This is a genomic window from Kribbella sp. NBC_00482, assembly GCF_036013725.1.
Lineage (GTDB): Bacteria > Actinomycetota > Actinomycetes > Propionibacteriales > Kribbellaceae > Kribbella.
Genome location: NZ_CP107881.1, coordinates 7,077,097 through 7,092,384 on the forward strand (window position 1 = coordinate 7,077,097; position 15,288 = coordinate 7,092,384).

Below are 15,288 nucleotides of genomic sequence, written 5' to 3' on the forward strand. Positions count from 1 at the left end.
CGGTCAGCGTTTCTTGTTCTTTTGGCGGGCCCGGATCTGGACGTGGACGGGGCTGCCGACGAAGCCGAAGTCCTCGCGGAGGCGGCGTTCGATGAAGCGCTGGTACGACGCCTCGATCTGGCCGGAGGTGAAGATGGCGAAGGTCGGGGGCATCGTGGTGGCCTGCGTGCCGAAGAGGATCTTCGGCTGCTTGCCGGACCGGACCGGGTGCGGATGCGCGGCGACCAGGCGGCCGAGGAAGGCGTTCAGCTGCCCGGTCGGGACGCGGGTCTGCCAGCCTTCCAGCGCAGCCGAGATGGCGGGCACCAGCCTGTCCATGTGCCAGCCGGTGAGCGCGCTGATGTTCACCCGCGGCGCCCAGCGGAACTGCACCAGGTCGCGGTCGATCTCGCGCTCCAGGTAGTAGCGGCGCTCCTCGTCCATCAGGTCCCACTTGTTGTACGCGATCACCAACGCCTTGCCGGCTTCCTCGACCGCGTTCATGATCCGCAGGTCCTGCTCGGTGAGCGACTCCGAGGCGTCGATGACGACCACGACGACCTCGGCCCGATCGATCGCGGCGTTGGTCCGCAGCGAGGCGTAGTACTCGTGGCCCTGGACGTTCTTCACCTTGCGCCGGATGCCCGCGGTGTCGATGAACCGCCACTCCTGGCCGCCGAGCGTGATCAGTTCGTCGACCGGGTCCACCGTCGTACCGGCGATGTCGCTGACGACGACCCGGTCCTCCTTGGCGACCTTGTTGAGCAGCGAGGACTTGCCCACGTTCGGCTTGCCGACGATCGCGACCCGGCGCGGTCCGCCGAGCTCGCCGTCGCGCTCCGCGGGTGCCTCCGGAAGGGCCTCGAGTACGGCGTCCAGCAGGTCGCCCGTACCGCGGCCGTGCATCCCGGACACCGGGTACGGCTCGCCGATACCGAGGCTCCACAGGTTCATCGCCTCGGACTCGATGCGCTGGTCGTCGACCTTGTTCGCGGCCAGTACGACGGGCTTGCCGGACTTCCGCAGTACTCGGACGACCGCCTCGTCCGCGTCGGTGATGCCGACCACGGCGTCGACCACGAACAGCACCGCGTCGGCGGCGTTGATCGCGACCTCCGCCTGGGCCGCGACCAGGGCGGCCATGCCGACCGCGTCCGGGTCCCAGCCGCCGGTGTCGACGACCGTGAACTCGCGGCCGGCCCAGTTGGCGTCGTACGACACGCGGTCCCGGGTGACGCCCGGGGTGTCCTCGACGACCGCCTCGCGGCGGCCGATGATGCGGTTGACCAGCGTGGACTTGCCCACGTTCGGCCGCCCGACGATCGCGAGCACGGGCAGCGGCCCGGTGTCTTCGCGGTCATGCGTCGGTGCTTCGGTGGGCAGGTCAGTCATCAGGGTCCTTCTGGTCTCGCCAGCCCGGAAGCGGGTGGCCGGTTTCGTCGACGGCCGCCTTCACATGGGCGCGCAACACGTCGCCGATCTGGTCGGCGACCGCCTGTACGTCGGAGTGTCTCCTGGGAAAGGGTACGCGCTCGACGACGAAAGGCTCGCCGTACACCACGTCGATGCGGCTCCCGGCCGGCGGAAAACCCTCGATGTCACCCCCTGGCAGCCGCGTCCCCATCAGCGCGACGGGCAGGATCGGGGCCCCGGTCACCATCGCCAGGTACGCCACTCCGGTCCGGATCCGGCTGAAGTCGCCCGGGCCGCGGGTGCCCTCCGGGTAGATGTTCAGCACCCGGCCGTCGCGCAGTACCTTGATCGACTGCCGGACCGCGAGTACGTCGTACGTCGACCGGTCGACCGGGATCTGACCGGTCCGGCGCAGGATCGCCCCCTGGAGACCGCCGAACACCTCGATCTTGCCGAGCTGGTGCAGCATCCGCGGCGCGATCGCCCCGAGCAGCGGTCCGTCCAGCAGGCTGAGGTGGTTCGGCGCCATCAGCAACGGCCCGGTCAGCGGGAACCGGTCCTCGTAGTGCAGGGTCAGGTCGTACTTACGGCGGAAGTACAGCCTGGCGACTCTCCGCAACGGGAGCGCCATCCGGTAAGGCAGTGCAGGCAGATCGTCAGTGCGGGGCAGGTCCTTGTGCCCGGTGACTTCAGCCGTCATAGCTCCCGGCCTCGAGGGACGGTCTCCTTGGCGAGCCGGCTGATCACGTCGACGACCTCCTCCAGGGTCAAATGGGTGGAGTCGACGGTGACGGCGCCGTCGGAGGCAACCAGGAACTGCGAAACGGTGGCGTCGTCGGCGTCGCGGCGGACGATCTGGTCCCGGAGTTGCTCGGCCGTCACCGCACCGGACTCGAGCTCGGCCGCGCGCCGGGACATCCGGGCGTCCTGGTCGGCGGTCAGGTGGACCTTGAGCTCGGCGTCGGTGGCGACCACGGTGGCGATGTCGCGGCCCTCGACCACGATCCCGCCGCTCGGCTGGGCATCGTCGATGATCTCCCGCTGCCGCCGGATCAGCTCCTTGCGGACGTCCAGGTTGGTGGCGATCTTCGACACCACCTCGCTGATCCGCGGCTCCCGGATCGCGGCCGTGACGTCGGTCCCGTCGGCGATCACGAACTGACGGCCGGGGTCGGTGCTGATCTCCAGCACGAGCTCCCGTGCGCGCTGCGCGACCGCCGCTGTGTCGTCCAGGTCCAGCCCGCGATCGACGGCCGACCAGGTCACCGCACGGTACGTCGCACCGGTGTCCAGGTACCGCAGACCGAGACGGGTGGCCACTCCACGCGCGGTGCTCGACTTACCGGAGCCGCTCGGCCCGTCAACAGCGATGATCATGCCCGAAGGTTACCTTCGCCCGGGGACAGGGCGTGCCGCGCGGGGCCGCCAGGCACGCCCTTAGTCAGCGGTGGACTACCCACCCTCTGTCTGTGAGTACGTCGACCAGTTGGTCCACCGAGGCGGGCTTGACGGCCAGCTCGACCTCACCGGCGGGGCGGCCGGGACTGTGGTCGATGCGGAGGTCTTCGACGTTGGCGCCGGACTCGGCGGCGTCGGCGAACAAGCGGGCCAGCTGACCGGGGCGGTCCGGGATCGTGACGAGGACCGTGACCAGGTCGATGTGCGGCGTACCGTGCTTGCCCGGGACGCGGACCGCGCCGGACACGCCCTGGCCGAGGATCGCGGTCAGTTCCTCGCCCGCCTCTTCCTTGCCGAGGGCAACGAGCAGCCGGTCGAGCTCGCCGCGGATCTGCTCCAGCAGGCCGGTCAGCGCGGTCGAGTTCGCGGACACGATCTGGGTCCACAGCCGCGGGTCGCCGGCCGCGATCCGGGTCACGTCCCGGACGCCCTGACCGGACAGTTCGAGATGCGAGGACGGCGCGTCCGCGAGCGTGCCCGCGGCGAGCGCCGACATCAGGTGCGGCAGGTGCGACACCCGGGCAACACCGAGGTCGTGATCCTCCACCGACAGCTCCACCGTCCGCGCGCCACAGGCCTCCGCGAGCCGGCGTACGAGATCGACCGCTTCCGGGGCGCTCGCCGCGTGCGGGGTGATCGCCCAGGTCGCGCCGTCGAACAGGTCCGCACGCGCCGCCAGTGGGCCGTTGCGCTCGGAGCCGGCCATCGGGTGACTGCCGACGTACCGGCTGACGTCATCGGTCAGGCTGCGCGCATCGGCGAGCGGCTTCGACTTCACACTGGCCGCGTCCGTGACGATGGCATTGGTCTGTGCGAGCTGTTCGGCCACCACGGCGCCGACATGGTCCGGCGGTACGGCGACCACGACCAGCTGCGGCTCGATCTGGACCGTCCGTGAGCCGGCGCCGATCCGTTCGGCCATCAGCGCGTTGTCCGGGTTCCCGTCGACGAGTTCCACGACCACACCGAGCCGCACGAGCGCGAGGCCGATCGACGTACCGATCAATCCGGTGCCGACGATGCGAACCGGGCCGCGCAACTCACTCACCGTGTCACCTTCACTGTGCGCCGGTCAGATCCGGGCGGAGCGCGACCGCCCCGTGCAGGTACACGTGCTGGATCTTGTCCCGCGACCGCGGCGACTCGGTGTGCACCATCAGCCGAACCACCCGCGGCAGCGCGTGCGGCACCGGGATCTCCTGCATGCACATCAGCGGTACGTCGGTCAGGCCGATCTGCCGGCCCGCGACGGCGGGAAACTCCGAACACAGGTCCGACGTGACGGTGAACAGGATGCTGATCAGATCCTCGTTCTCCAGATCGTTCGCCTCCAGGACCGCCTTCACCAGCTCCGCGGACCGCTCGAGCAGGTGCTCGCGCTCGTCCACGTCCAGCTGGGTGGCACCCCGGATCGCCCGTACCGCCACGTCCGCCTCCTTAGATCTTGTCCCCCAACCCTAGGCCAGAGTAGTCAAAGAGTGGACAGCCGTCTCAGCGGCATCGACCGTCTGCTCCAGCAGCAGCGCGATCGTCATCGGTCCGACGCCGCCCGGAACCGGCGTGATCAGCCGGGCCACCTCGGCCGCCTCCGCGAAGTGCACGTCGCCGACGTTGCCCTCGTTGTACCCGGCGTCGACCACGACCGCGCCCGGCTTCAGCCAGTCGCCGCGGACGAAGTTCGCCTTGCCGACCGCGGCGATCACGACATCCGCGGTGCGGACCAGCTCCGGCAGGTCCCGGGTCCGCGAGTGCGCGTACGTGACGGTGGCGTTCGATGCCAGCAGCAACATACCGGCCGGTTTACCGAGGATCGGGCTGCGGCCGATCACCACCGCGTGCGCCCCTTCGAGCGGTACGTCGTACGCCGCCAGCAGCCGCATGATCCCGCCGGGCGTCGCGGACCGGAACCCGGGATCCCTGGTGTCATTGAAGGCCATCGCCGCGAACGACCGCATCGTGACGCCGTCGACGTCCTTGGCCGGGTCGATGGCCTCGAACGCGGCCCGCTCGTCGATCTGCGGCGGCACCGGGTGCTGCAGGAGGATCCCGTGCACGGCCGGGTCGTCGGAGAGCTTCGTGATCTCCGCGACGAGTTCCTCGGTGGTCGTCTCGGCCGGCAGTACGATGCTCAGCGACGCGATCCCGGCCTTCTTCGACCGGTTCTGCTTCATCCGCACGTACGTCGCCGACGCCGGGTCGTCACCGACCAGCACGGTCGCCAGACACGGCTGCACGCCGTACTGCTCCTGAAGGACCCGTGCTCGTTCGGCGGCCTTGGCAACCATGTCGGCGGCGAGGTCGGTCCCGATCATCAGTTCTGCGCTCATCTGCGCACTCCTCTGCGTCAGAAGTGTGCCCAGGCGCGCGGCGAAGCCGGATGGCAGACCGTTCCCCGGTGGTCATCCACCTCAGCGCCAGTCGCGGTCCGCAGCCAGAATACCGGCCCGGCTCAGAGCAGGCCGGCGTGGTCGAGCGCTAGGTATGCCGCGTCGGCTCCGGTCATCGCACCCGGTGTGCGCAGCTCGGCACGGAACGCGTCCACGGACAGCTCGACCGGGACACAGTCCTCGGTCTCGTCCAGCTGCTGCTTCCCGTCCGGACGGCAGCCACGCGCGATCGCGACGTACTTCCGGTACGTCGACGACGCCGACGCCCACTGCCAGCCCACGACGTCCAGCGTCTCGCAGGTATAGCCAGTCTCCTCTTCGAGCTCGCGAGCTCCGGCGACCGCCGGGTCCTCGTCCGGCTCGACGAACCCGCCTGGCAGGTTCGTGACCACGCGGTCCGGCCCGGCGCGGAACATCCGGACCGTGACGATCCGTCCCTCGGGCGTCAACGGCAGCACGGTGACACCGGACGTGATCCCGGCCGCGGACTTCGGGCCGAACACGTCCCAGTCGACCTCGCGCCCGTTCGGCATCCGGTACCGCCGCAGGTTCACGGTCAGGAACCGGTGGAAACCCTGCTCCTCCCCCAGCAACTCCCACGGCGCCGGATCGCCTGGTCGAGAAAGCTCAGCCGCCACCTCGTCGGTGGCGGCTGAGTTCTCGATCTGGTCCGTCACAGCGGACGGTCGTCGTCGGGATCCTCCGGCGGCGCGATCGGTGCGTCGTCGGCCGGCGGAGCGACCGGGGTGCCACTCGCAGACGACTCACTGGAGTCGCCGTCGCTGGAGTCACCTGCGTCCGAGTCCGATTCGGCGTCCGACTTCTCGTCCACCGCTGGGCTGGACTCGCTCAGGATGCCGGCCAGCGACTCCTCGGAGATCCGCTTGAACTTGCGCACCTGGGTCCGGGTCCGGTCCAGGACGGCGACCTCGAGCTGCTCCGGGGTCAGCTCCCGGACCTCGGTGCCGTCGTGGCCGAGCGCGTCCACCGCGAGCCGGAGTGCGCCGGCCAGCGAGATGCCCTCGGTGTAGTGCTCGCCGATGTACTCCGCGACCGTGTCCGCGGCGCCGCCCATCACGGCGTACCCGCGGACGTCCGCGATCGAGCCGTCGTAGGTGAGCCGGTAGATCTGGTCGTCGGCCGCGCTGGTGCCGGTCTCGGCGACCAGGATCTCGACCTCGAGCGGCTTCTCGCCGCCGGAGGAGAAGATCGCGCCGAGGGTCTGCGCATACGCGTTGGCCAGCGCCCGGCCGGTGACGTCACGGCGGTCGTAGGAGTACCCGCGCATGTCGGCGAGCCGGACGCCGGCGATCCGCAGGTTCTCGAACTCGTTGTACCGCCCGACGGCGGCGAACGCCATCCGGTCGTAGATCTCGGCCACCTTGTGCAGGGCGGGCGAGCGGTTCTCCGCCACGAACAGGATGCCGTCGGCGTACTGCAGCGCGATCGCGCTGCGGCCCTTGGCGATGCCCTTGCGGGCGAAGTCGGCCCGGTCCCGCATCAGCTGCTCGGGCGAGACGTAGAACGGAACGCTCATCGAAGGTGTCGTCCTCTAATCAGTCGATCGGCAGGTGGTCAGGTGAGGGACGCCGCGGACGGGCCGTCGGGACGTTCGTGCCGCTGGGCCCAGGCCGCGTCGACGAGCGCCGCCACCTCGTCCTCCGGCAGCCGCCGGTAACCGTCCACGGTGACCACGCCGATCACCGGGAAGATCCGGCGCAGCATGTCCGGGCCGCCGGTCGCCGAGTCGTCGTCGGCCGCGTCGATCAGCGACTGGATCGCCACCGTCGCGCAGTCGGTCTCGGACAGGTCCTCGCGGTAGAGCTTCTTCAGCGCGCCGCGGGCGAACAGCGAGCCCGAACCGACGCTGTAGAAGTGCGTCTCCTCGTACCGACCGCCGGTCGGGTCGTAGGAGAAGATCCGGCCGCCCTTGATGTCCGGGTCGTAGCCCGCGAACAGCGGCACCACGGTGAGGCCCTGCATCGCCATCGGCAGGTTGCCGCGGATCAGCGCGCTGAGCCGGTTGGCCTTGCCGTCGAGGCTGAGGGTGGCGCCCTCGAGCTTCTCGTAGTGCTCCAGCTCGACCTGGAACAACCGGACCATCTCGATCCCGAAGCCGGCCGAGCCGGCGAACGCGACCGCCGAGTACTCGTCGGCGGGGAACACCTTCTCGATGTCACGCTGGGCGATGATGTTGCCCATCGTGGCCCGCCGGTCGCCGGCCATGATCACGCCACCGGGGAAGGTGGCGGCCACGATCGTCGTACCGTGCGGGACTTCGCTGGACAGGTCACCCTGCCCCAGGGACCGTCGTCCGGGCAACAGGTCGGGCGCGTGCCCGGCCAGGAAGTCCATGAACGACGAGCCGCCTGGGGTCAGGAAGGCTTCCGGCAGCCGGCCGGAGGCATCAGATGTCATCGAGCGGTTCACTCCCCACCCTTTTGCACGAATCCGCGGACGAACTCCTCGGCGTTCTCCTCGAGGACCTCGTCGATCTCGTCCAGGATCGAGTCGACGTCCTCGTCGAGCCGCTCTTTGCGCTCCTGGACGTCCTCCGACGCCTCGACCTGCTCGACCTCTTCCTCGGTCGACGAACGCTTCGGCTGCTTGTGCTGCTGACCGCCGTCCTTCGCCATGGCACACCTCCTAGAACCGCTGGGAGGGCCGCCCAACCGGCCCTCACTAGCGACCCTACCCGGCGGCGCCCCCAGTAATGGTGCGAACCAGGTCACTTGCGGTGTCGCATTGGTCAAGAAGTGCCCCGACATGCGCTTTCGTGCCTCGCAGCGGGTCCAGGGTCGGGATCCGCTGGAGCGACTCCTTGCCGGGCAGATCGAAGATCACCGAGTCCCAGGAGGCGGCCGCGACCTGCGGCGCGTACTGCTGCATGCAGCGGCCGCGGAAGTACGCCCGGGTGTCGGTCGGCGGGTGCGCGACGGCCATCCGGATCTCCGCGTCGGTGACGATCCGCTGCATCCGGCCGGATTTCACCAACTTGTAATACAGGCCCTTGTCCGGGCGCAGGTCGGCGTACTGCAGGTCGACCAGGTGCAGCTTCGAGTCGTCCCACTCCAGACCGTCGCGGTCGCGGTACGACTGGAGCAGTTTGTACTTCGCGACCCAGTCGAGCTGGTCGGACAGCTTCATCGGGTCGATGGCGAGCTGGTCGAGCACCTGCTCCCAGCGGTGCAGCACGTCCTTGGTCTGCCGGTCCGCGTCGTCGCCGTACTTGTCCTCGACGTACTTGCGGGCCTGCTCCAGGTACTCCGTCTGCAGCTGGACGGCGGTGATCTTGCGGCCGTCCTTGAGCGTCAGCAGGTGCGTGCAGGACGGGTCGTGGCTGACCTCGTGCAGTGCGGTCACCGGGCGGTCGACGCCGAGGTCGTCGGTGAGCCAGCCGTCCTCGATCATCGCCAGCACCAGCGAGGTCGTCCCGACCTTCAGGTACGTCGAGATCTCGGACAGGTTCGCGTCGCCGATGATCACGTGCAGCCGGCGGTAGCGGTCCGGGTTCGCGTGCGGCTCGTCGCGGGTGTTGATGATCGGCCGCTTCAGCGTCGTCTCCAGGCCGACCTCGACCTCGAAGTAGTCGGCCCGCTGGCTGATCTGGAAACCGTGCGCCGCACCGTCCTGGCCGAGACCGACCCGGCCGGCGCCGGTGACCACCTGACGGCTCACGAAGAACGGCGTCAGGTGCCGCACGATCGACGCGAACGGCGTCGACCGGCGCATCAGGTAGTTCTCGTGCGAACCGTACGACGCGCCCTTGTTGTCGGTGTTGTTCTTGTAGAGGTTCAGCTGCGGCGCCCCGGGAATCAGGCGGGCCTGCCGCGCGCCCTCCATGATCACCAGTTCGCCGGCCTTGTCCCACACCACCGCGTCCCGCGGGTTCGTGGTCTCGGGCGCGGAGTACTCCGGGTGGGCGTGGTCGACGTACAGCCGGGCGCCGTTGGTGAGGATCACGTTCGCCAGACCGGTCTCCTCGTCGGTGAGCTGGCTGGAGTCCGCCACCTCCCGGCTGAGGTCGAATCCTCGCGCGTCCCGCAGCGGGTGCTCCTCGTCGAAGTCCCACCGGGTCTTGCGCGCGAGCGGCTGCGTCTGCGCGTACCCGTTCACCACCTGGCTCGAGGTCAGCATCGGGTTGGCCCCGGGCTGGCCCGGCACCGAGATCCCGAACTCGGTCTCGGTACCCATGATCCGCCGAACACTCATGCAGCCGAGCCTACGCGGTACCGACGACTAAAGGGCTTGCTGTGTCCACAGGGTTACGTGTGAAACTTCGCGGGTGGACGAGATGGTGGCGATTCTGGACGAGGACAACCATGTCATCGGGGCCGCACCCCGATCGGTGATGCGTCGCGACAACCTGCGTCACTCCGCGACTGGTGTCGTTGTTCTGAATCCGGACGGCGACATCTACGTGCATCGGCGGACGCCGGCCAAGGACGTGTACCCGAGCCGGTACGACTTCGCTGCCGGTGGGGTCGTCGCGGCCGGTGAGGACCCGTTCCATGCCGTCGTACGGGAGCTGGACGAGGAGCTCGGGATCGCCGGCGTGGAGCTGACGCGGTTGCCGGAGGGCGACTACGCCGACGAGAACACGCGGTACCACGCATACCTGTACACGTGTGTCTGGGACGGTCCGGTGCGGCACCAGCCGGAAGAGGTCGCGTGGGGCGCGTGGATGTCGCCGGCCGAGCTCGTGGCCAAGTTCGACGAGTGGTCGTTCATGCCGGACGGACTGGCGCTGCTCGGCCCGTACGTGCGGAGCTTGGTATGACGATCCTCGAGGGGTGGGACAGCCACGCCTGGATCGACGGGCCGTGGATCCACCGGGCCCCGCGTCGTCCGGAGGTGCGCCCGCGGCTGCTCGCCGAGGCGACACTCCTCCCCTGGCTCGCGCCACAGCTCCCCCTGCCGGTCCCGGTACCTGAGCTGACAACGGACGGCGTACGCCATCTGCTGCTGCCCGGCGAACCGTTCACGGACGGCGGCATCGAGACCGGCCGGGCGCTGGGTGCCTTCCTGAAGGCGTTGCACGCGGTCGACACCGCAGAGGCCGTGGCGTACGGCGCATTGGACGCAGCGACCGCTACAGCCGAGAAGACCACCTTTCTGGAGGAGTGCCGCGACCAGATCGTGCCGTTGCTCCCGGCACAGGTCCGGACCACGGCGACCGAGCTGCTTGACCGCGTCGCGAACGTCCGAACCGCCTTGGTTCATTGCGACCTCGGTCCGGACCACATCCTGATGACCGACGGACAGATCACCGGAATCATCGACTGGACCGACGCCGTCATCGGCGACCCCGCCCTCGACCTCTGCTGGCCCCTGAACGGCGCACCGGAGTCCGTGGCCGCCGGCGTACGAGAGGTCTACCAACCCACTCCTGACCTGGTCGAGCGTGCCCACGACTGGGCCCGCCTCTCCCCCTGGTACGGCGTCCACCGCGGCCTGCTCCTCGACCTGCCCGACGACGTCGCGACCGGACTGGCGGAGATCGCCGCCGCGCTGTGATGCAACCACCTGGCAGGCGGCCGGTCACTAGCTGATGTGAAGATCACCCTGACTGACGATACGGAGCCGTCGATGGGATCCGCAGGCGCCGGATCAGCGAGCGGTCCGGGCTCGGACCAGGAGCTGTGGGAGCGGTTGCGCGCCGGGGACCATTTCGCCCTCGGCGAGCTTTTCGACCGGTACGCCGACGACGTACGGGCGTTCGCGTTCCGGCGGACCGCCTCCTGGAGCACCGCCGACGACGTGGTCCAGGCGACGTTCCTGAGCACCTGGCGGCGGTTCGATCGCAATCCACCGGGGCCGTTGACCGGAGCGAGCGCTCGCGGCTGGCTGCTCGTCGTGGCCGGCAACGAGTGCCGGACGCTGGCCCGGACGGCGAACCGCTTCCGCAACCTCGTCGATCGCCTGCCAGGTCCCGCACCCGATGACGACCATGCGCCGGACGTCGCCCGCCGCCTGGACGACGAGCTCCGGATGTCGGCGATCCGTCGCGCCGTCGCGAAGCTACCCCGGCACGAACGCGAGACGCTCGAGCTCGTCGTCTGGTCCGGACTGACCACCTCCGAGGCGGCGGAAGCCCTCGGCGTACCGATCGGGACCGTCAAGGCCCGGCTGCACCGCACCCGTCGCCGTTTCCCCGACCTGCTCACCCGGGTCGCCCTCAACGAGGAGCTCTCATGAACACCGAACTCGAACCGCCGCGCGTTCCTCCGCTGGACCCGGCGCGGCGCGCGGAGCTTCGCAGCCGGGTTATGGACAAGTCGCGCCCGACCGGCCACCACCCCGCCCGGCGCTGGATCGCTCCGGCGGTCAGTGTCGCGGCCGTGGCGGCCGTTGTGGCCGGCACGCTCATCGTCAGCAACCGTCCGTCCGACGGCCCCGCGGTCGCCGGCCCAGCGACGGCGGCAACGCCGACCCGGAGCGGTCTCGAAGCCGTGACCGACGCCGAGGCGACCGCCGCCTTCGCGAAGTCGTGCGAGCGGGGCGGGCACCTGAAGCTCGACCGGCCGATGACAGTTGTCTGGGCGCGGCGGGTGCCGGCCGCGAATCCCAGGAACACCGATGTCCTGATGATCCTCAAGGGGTCCGGAGCCTCCGGCCGCGCCATCTGCCTCGCACCCTCCGGAGCCAGCATGTGGGAGAGGAAGTCGTCGGCGCAGTGGGGCACGCTGCCGACGCAGAAGGAGGGCCTCGCCGGCCTCGTCTCCGCCGATTCCTCGGTATCGGCGCCGGAGCCGGCGTACCGGATGTGGAGACTCTACCGAGCCCGTCCGGAGATCGCCCGGATCGAGTCGCGCCTGGTCTGGAACGGCCACGCGAGTTCCTGGCAACGAGGCTACGTCGACAGTGGCTACGCCTACGCGGACAACCGGGTGAATGTGGCCGTCAATGGCAACATCGTGCGCCAGGAGGTGCGGGCGTACGACGCCCAGGGCCGGCTGCTCCGGATCGAGCCGAAGTAACGCGCGTCAGCGGCGGCGGGCCATCGTACGGGCGAAGTTGATCGCGACGAGGCCCGCCCAGCAGATGACGACGCCGAACGGGCCGATCATGCCGGCCGCGATCGCGGTGATCGGGATCGCCGCGACGATCGACACGATCGCCAACGCGAGCCCACCCGGGTCGTTCTCGCGACTCGGGTGCCGCCGCGGCGCGGGCTCGGGCAGCAGCCCGGCATCGCGGTGCCGGTCCCGTGCGTCGAGCTTCTCCAGGAAGCCGTCGATGATCTCAGCCTCGTACTCCGGTCCCAGCTCCTGCCGCGCCGCAACAGCAGCCCGCAGATCCTTCCGCACCTCATCCGTCGCCATACCAGCACCGTAGGCCCGCAAAACCGCCGTACCAATCAGGGAAACCCCCCGATCACACCGGGTGTTAGGCCTACCGTGTAGTCAGCCGGCTCGCAGGGACGAGAGCTTGTAGGTCAGCTTCTTGCCATTGGTCAGTTGCAGCGTGAAGACCGTCTTGGACGGCACAGTCGTGTTGACGCTGACCGGGCTCGAGAACGTGCTGCTCTCGACATACTGCCCGGCGCGGAGCTTGAACGACTTCACGCGGCGCCATCCCTCGTAGAAATCGATCAGGTTGCACAGGGGCGACGTGCTGCCCTTCACCCGGGCAGTGTGCAGCGAGTACACGACGTCCGGCTTGCTCTTGTCGACAACGCTGCTGTCGAACGACACCATTGCCGAACCGCACGTGTAGTACTTCGTGTCGAACGGGTACGGCGTACTCCGCAGCCGCACCGTCGTCACCGCCTCCCGGAAGTTCCACTCCTGCTGGTCGAGCGGGACACCCCAGTAGTACGCCGCGCCGAGGCCGAGCGCCGCGACGACCAGCATCCGAACCCGCCCCCGCCACGGGCGAAAGAATATGAATCCCGCCACGAGTACCGCGATCGCGAGACACCCGGTCCCCCAATCGGTCATGAAGTAGTCGCCTGAGCCACGGGCGTCGCCGTCGAACACACCTGATGATTCGAGTCGAGGCCACTGTCCGCGAAGGACGTAGCGCCCCAGGAGCCACGGGAGGAGGACCGTGACGCAGGCGATCACGCCGTACCAGATCGCTCTGACATCCGCCCGCCTGCGCTGAGTGCCTCGGAACGCCGCTTGCCGGTTGTTCTGTTCGCGCGCGGCCCGCCGCTCGGCATCTTTCGCCGCGGCCGCCTGCCGGGACTGTGCCTGCGCGTCCTCGGACAGACGGTCGAACCAGGCTGGATAGACGAGCGAGATGAGGGCCGCCTCCGGGACGGCGTCGAGATTGATCGCGGCCGCGAGCTGGGTCGTTTGCTGGGTGAGGGGCTGCGCGCCCCGCGGAATCTTCCGGCTGAGCTGACGGGCGCGGTCCCAGATCCGTCGGCGGGCGTCGTCGCTGAGGGCAGCTTCCAGGAGGATTCCCTCGAGCGCCGGCGTGGCGTTCGCGACATACTCGCGGAACACCGGCTGGGCCCAGAAGCCGGTGCTCAGCAGACCATCGCCGATCCGGCGCCACCATGAGGCGAGCAGGTCGTCGGCCCGGGACAGCTCACGCGTTCCGGTATGCCGTCCGACGACCGACAGCACCGATGAGTTCCGGAGTTCCTGTACCCAGTCGATCGCCGCGGCATCGCCGGACTTGGCCGCCTTGATGACGCCTTCGAGTCCGGCGGTGGACAGCGGCTTGTCACGGAACCAGGCTTCCTTGTCCGGCTCGATCAGCAACTGGAGCTCCACCGCCGCCCGGCCGGGCGAGGTGTGCCCGTCGAGCACCGCCTTCAGGACGTCGTCCGCGCCGTCGCCGAGCGACGTGTCGTGCAACCAGACCTGCAGATCCCGCGCTCGAACGCCCGCAAGATGGTCCCGCGCGGTGACGAAGTTCTTCCGGATCGCCCGGGCCAGGTCAGCCGGCTCGTTCAGATCCGCGCCGGCGAAGTGGTACGCCGCCTTCGGCCTGCGCTTGCTCGTCGGCGCCGACGACGACACCCGTCGCGGCCAGACCGCCCTGATCTTCGGCGACTTCCCGGCCAGCCACTGCTGGACGTCCTGCCAGGCCCACCGCCCTTCCTGTGGCGACAGCAAGCCGTCCAGCAGCAGCTTCCACCGCGGATCCGTGACGTCGTCGTAGTCCCACGACTCCGTCCGGTGAATGTCCAGGACGCGGGTCTCGCTGTGGAACGCGCCGTCCTTACCGGCCGACAAGAGGTGCCGGCCGGTGAGCAGCTCATGGACGATGACGCCGAGCCCCCACCAGTCGTTCGCCTTGTTGCCGTGGCCGGTGCTGCCCTCGGGAGAGGTATACGGGTACGTACCGGCCTTCGAGACGACCGCGTTCGACAGCACTCCGATCCGCGCCAGGCCGAAGTCGGCGAGCACGCAGTCGAGCGGCCGCTCGGACCTGATCAGGATGTTCTGCGGCTTGAGGTCGCGATGAGTGATCCCCAGCGAGTGGACGTGGTCGAGGGCCTGCCCGACTTCCTTCAGGACGTCCTTGACGAAGTCCGGCGGTTGCGCGCCACGACCACGGCGTACGACGAGATCCTCCAGGCTCCCGCCGACCAGGTACTCCTGGACCTCCCAGATCTGCTCCTCGTCCGACTGGAGCTCGAACTCCAGCACGTGCTCCTTGTCCGCGCGGGTCAGCGGCTCGATCGCGTCACGGTCGAGGGCCTTGGAAGCCTCGGGCCGATAGATCTTGATCGCAACTTCGCGACCGTTGCTCCGGTCCGTGAACAGGACGACGTCCGCCTGGGCACCGCCGGACGACAACTCCTTGACGTACTCGAACTTCTCCTCGACCGCCGGCGGCGCGAGCAGGCGCCGACGCGAGCGCGGCCGCGCGGGCTCGTCGGCCCCCTCGTGCGTGGTCAGCGGCGCGCCGGGCCCAGACTGCTCGTGGCGCGTCAGCGGCCGCGCGTCGTCCGCGGACTCATGCCTCGTCGCAGGTCGTGTGTCGTCCGTCGACTCATGCCGGGTCGCGGGCCGCGCGTCGTCCGCGGACTCGTGCCTTGTCGAAGGCCTGTCGCTCATTCCCTCACCCCGCCGTTCGGAAGATTCGA

General features: G+C 69.3%; 17 protein-coding genes and 1 riboswitch. Of the genes, 4 read left to right on the forward strand and 13 right to left on the reverse strand.

Annotation, left to right across the window (positions count from 1 at the left end):
- Nucleotides 1–3: 3 nt before the first annotated feature.
- The 11 genes from der to dop form a co-directional block, all read right to left on the reverse strand.
- Nucleotides 4–1,371, reverse strand: coding sequence for a ribosome biogenesis GTPase Der (gene der / locus OHB24_RS34325; protein ID WP_327635048.1), 1,368 nt, complete (start codon nucleotides 1,369–1,371; stop codon nucleotides 4–6).
- Nucleotides 1,364–2,092 (reverse strand): lysophospholipid acyltransferase family protein, encoded by a 729-nt coding sequence (locus OHB24_RS34330; RefSeq protein ID WP_327635049.1) that lies wholly within the window; start codon nucleotides 2,090–2,092, stop codon nucleotides 1,364–1,366. Before OHB24_RS34330 ends, der begins: the two co-directional genes overlap by 8 nt.
- Entirely contained in the window at nucleotides 2,089–2,769 is a 681-nt protein-coding gene (cmk, locus tag OHB24_RS34335) for a (d)CMP kinase (protein WP_327635050.1), read from the reverse strand. The genes OHB24_RS34330 and cmk overlap by 4 nt, the downstream gene beginning before the upstream one ends.
- 64 nt (nucleotides 2,770–2,833) lie before the next feature.
- Nucleotides 2,834–3,898 (reverse strand): prephenate dehydrogenase, encoded by a 1,065-nt coding sequence (locus OHB24_RS34340; protein WP_327635051.1) that lies wholly within the window; start codon nucleotides 3,896–3,898, stop codon nucleotides 2,834–2,836.
- Between the two features lie 10 nt (nucleotides 3,899–3,908).
- On the reverse strand, nucleotides 3,909–4,277 hold the full coding sequence (aroH, locus tag OHB24_RS34345; RefSeq protein ID WP_327635052.1) for a chorismate mutase: 369 nt from the start codon (nucleotides 4,275–4,277) through the stop codon (nucleotides 3,909–3,911).
- Between the two features lie 30 nt (nucleotides 4,278–4,307).
- Nucleotides 4,308–5,177, reverse strand: coding sequence for a bifunctional 5,10-methylenetetrahydrofolate dehydrogenase/5,10-methenyltetrahydrofolate cyclohydrolase (locus tag OHB24_RS34350; RefSeq protein WP_327635053.1), 870 nt, complete (start codon nucleotides 5,175–5,177; stop codon nucleotides 4,308–4,310).
- 20 nt (nucleotides 5,178–5,197) lie between these two features.
- Nucleotides 5,198–5,282: riboswitch (ZMP/ZTP riboswitch) on the reverse strand.
- Between the two features lie 17 nt (nucleotides 5,283–5,299).
- Entirely contained in the window at nucleotides 5,300–5,914 is a 615-nt protein-coding gene (locus OHB24_RS34355; RefSeq protein WP_327635054.1) for an NUDIX hydrolase, read from the reverse strand.
- The gene (gene prcA / locus OHB24_RS34360) at nucleotides 5,911–6,774 is read right to left on the reverse strand and encodes a proteasome subunit alpha (RefSeq protein ID WP_327635055.1); all 864 of its coding nucleotides are present in this window, start codon (nucleotides 6,772–6,774) and stop codon (nucleotides 5,911–5,913) included. The genes OHB24_RS34355 and prcA overlap by 4 nt, the downstream gene beginning before the upstream one ends.
- A gap of 38 nt (nucleotides 6,775–6,812) precedes the next feature.
- Nucleotides 6,813–7,655: a proteasome subunit beta gene (gene prcB / locus OHB24_RS34365; RefSeq protein WP_327635056.1), complete on the reverse strand. Its 843-nt coding sequence runs from the start codon at nucleotides 7,653–7,655 to the stop codon at nucleotides 6,813–6,815.
- Between the two features lie 8 nt (nucleotides 7,656–7,663).
- A complete protein-coding gene (locus OHB24_RS34370; RefSeq protein ID WP_130448384.1) occupies nucleotides 7,664–7,873 on the reverse strand; it encodes a ubiquitin-like protein Pup in 210 nt (69 codons plus the stop codon).
- Between the two features lie 55 nt (nucleotides 7,874–7,928).
- Nucleotides 7,929–9,449: a depupylase/deamidase Dop gene (dop, locus tag OHB24_RS34375; RefSeq protein ID WP_327635057.1), complete on the reverse strand. Its 1,521-nt coding sequence runs from the start codon at nucleotides 9,447–9,449 to the stop codon at nucleotides 7,929–7,931.
- Nucleotides 9,450–9,531: 82 nt separating this feature from the next.
- Between dop and OHB24_RS34380 the strand changes: the two genes are divergently transcribed.
- From OHB24_RS34380 to OHB24_RS34395, 4 genes are all read left to right on the forward strand, one after another.
- Nucleotides 9,532–10,017 carry an NUDIX hydrolase gene (locus OHB24_RS34380; RefSeq protein WP_327641139.1) on the forward strand — a complete coding sequence of 162 codons (486 nt, stop codon included), beginning with the start codon at nucleotides 9,532–9,534 and terminating at the stop codon, nucleotides 10,015–10,017.
- Nucleotides 10,014–10,754 (forward strand): phosphotransferase, encoded by a 741-nt coding sequence (locus OHB24_RS34385; protein WP_327635058.1) that lies wholly within the window; start codon nucleotides 10,014–10,016, stop codon nucleotides 10,752–10,754. Before OHB24_RS34380 ends, OHB24_RS34385 begins: the two co-directional genes overlap by 4 nt.
- 72 nt (nucleotides 10,755–10,826) lie before the next feature.
- Nucleotides 10,827–11,435, forward strand: a complete 609-nt coding sequence (locus OHB24_RS34390; protein ID WP_327635059.1) for an RNA polymerase sigma factor — start codon at nucleotides 10,827–10,829, stop codon at nucleotides 11,433–11,435.
- Nucleotides 11,432–12,217: a hypothetical protein gene (locus OHB24_RS34395; protein WP_327635060.1), complete on the forward strand. Its 786-nt coding sequence runs from the start codon at nucleotides 11,432–11,434 to the stop codon at nucleotides 12,215–12,217. Before OHB24_RS34390 ends, OHB24_RS34395 begins: the two co-directional genes overlap by 4 nt.
- Nucleotides 12,218–12,223: 6 nt before the next feature.
- Here the strand turns inward: OHB24_RS34395 and OHB24_RS34400 are convergent, their stop codons facing one another.
- Nucleotides 12,224–12,562 carry a hypothetical protein gene (locus OHB24_RS34400; protein WP_327635061.1) on the reverse strand — a complete coding sequence of 113 codons (339 nt, stop codon included), beginning with the start codon at nucleotides 12,560–12,562 and terminating at the stop codon, nucleotides 12,224–12,226.
- Nucleotides 12,563–12,643: 81 nt separating this feature from the next.
- Complete coding sequence (locus OHB24_RS34405) at nucleotides 12,644–15,259, reverse strand: serine/threonine-protein kinase (protein WP_327635062.1); 2,616 nt, start codon at nucleotides 15,257–15,259, stop codon at nucleotides 12,644–12,646.
- Between the last annotated feature and the right edge of the window lie 29 nt (nucleotides 15,260–15,288).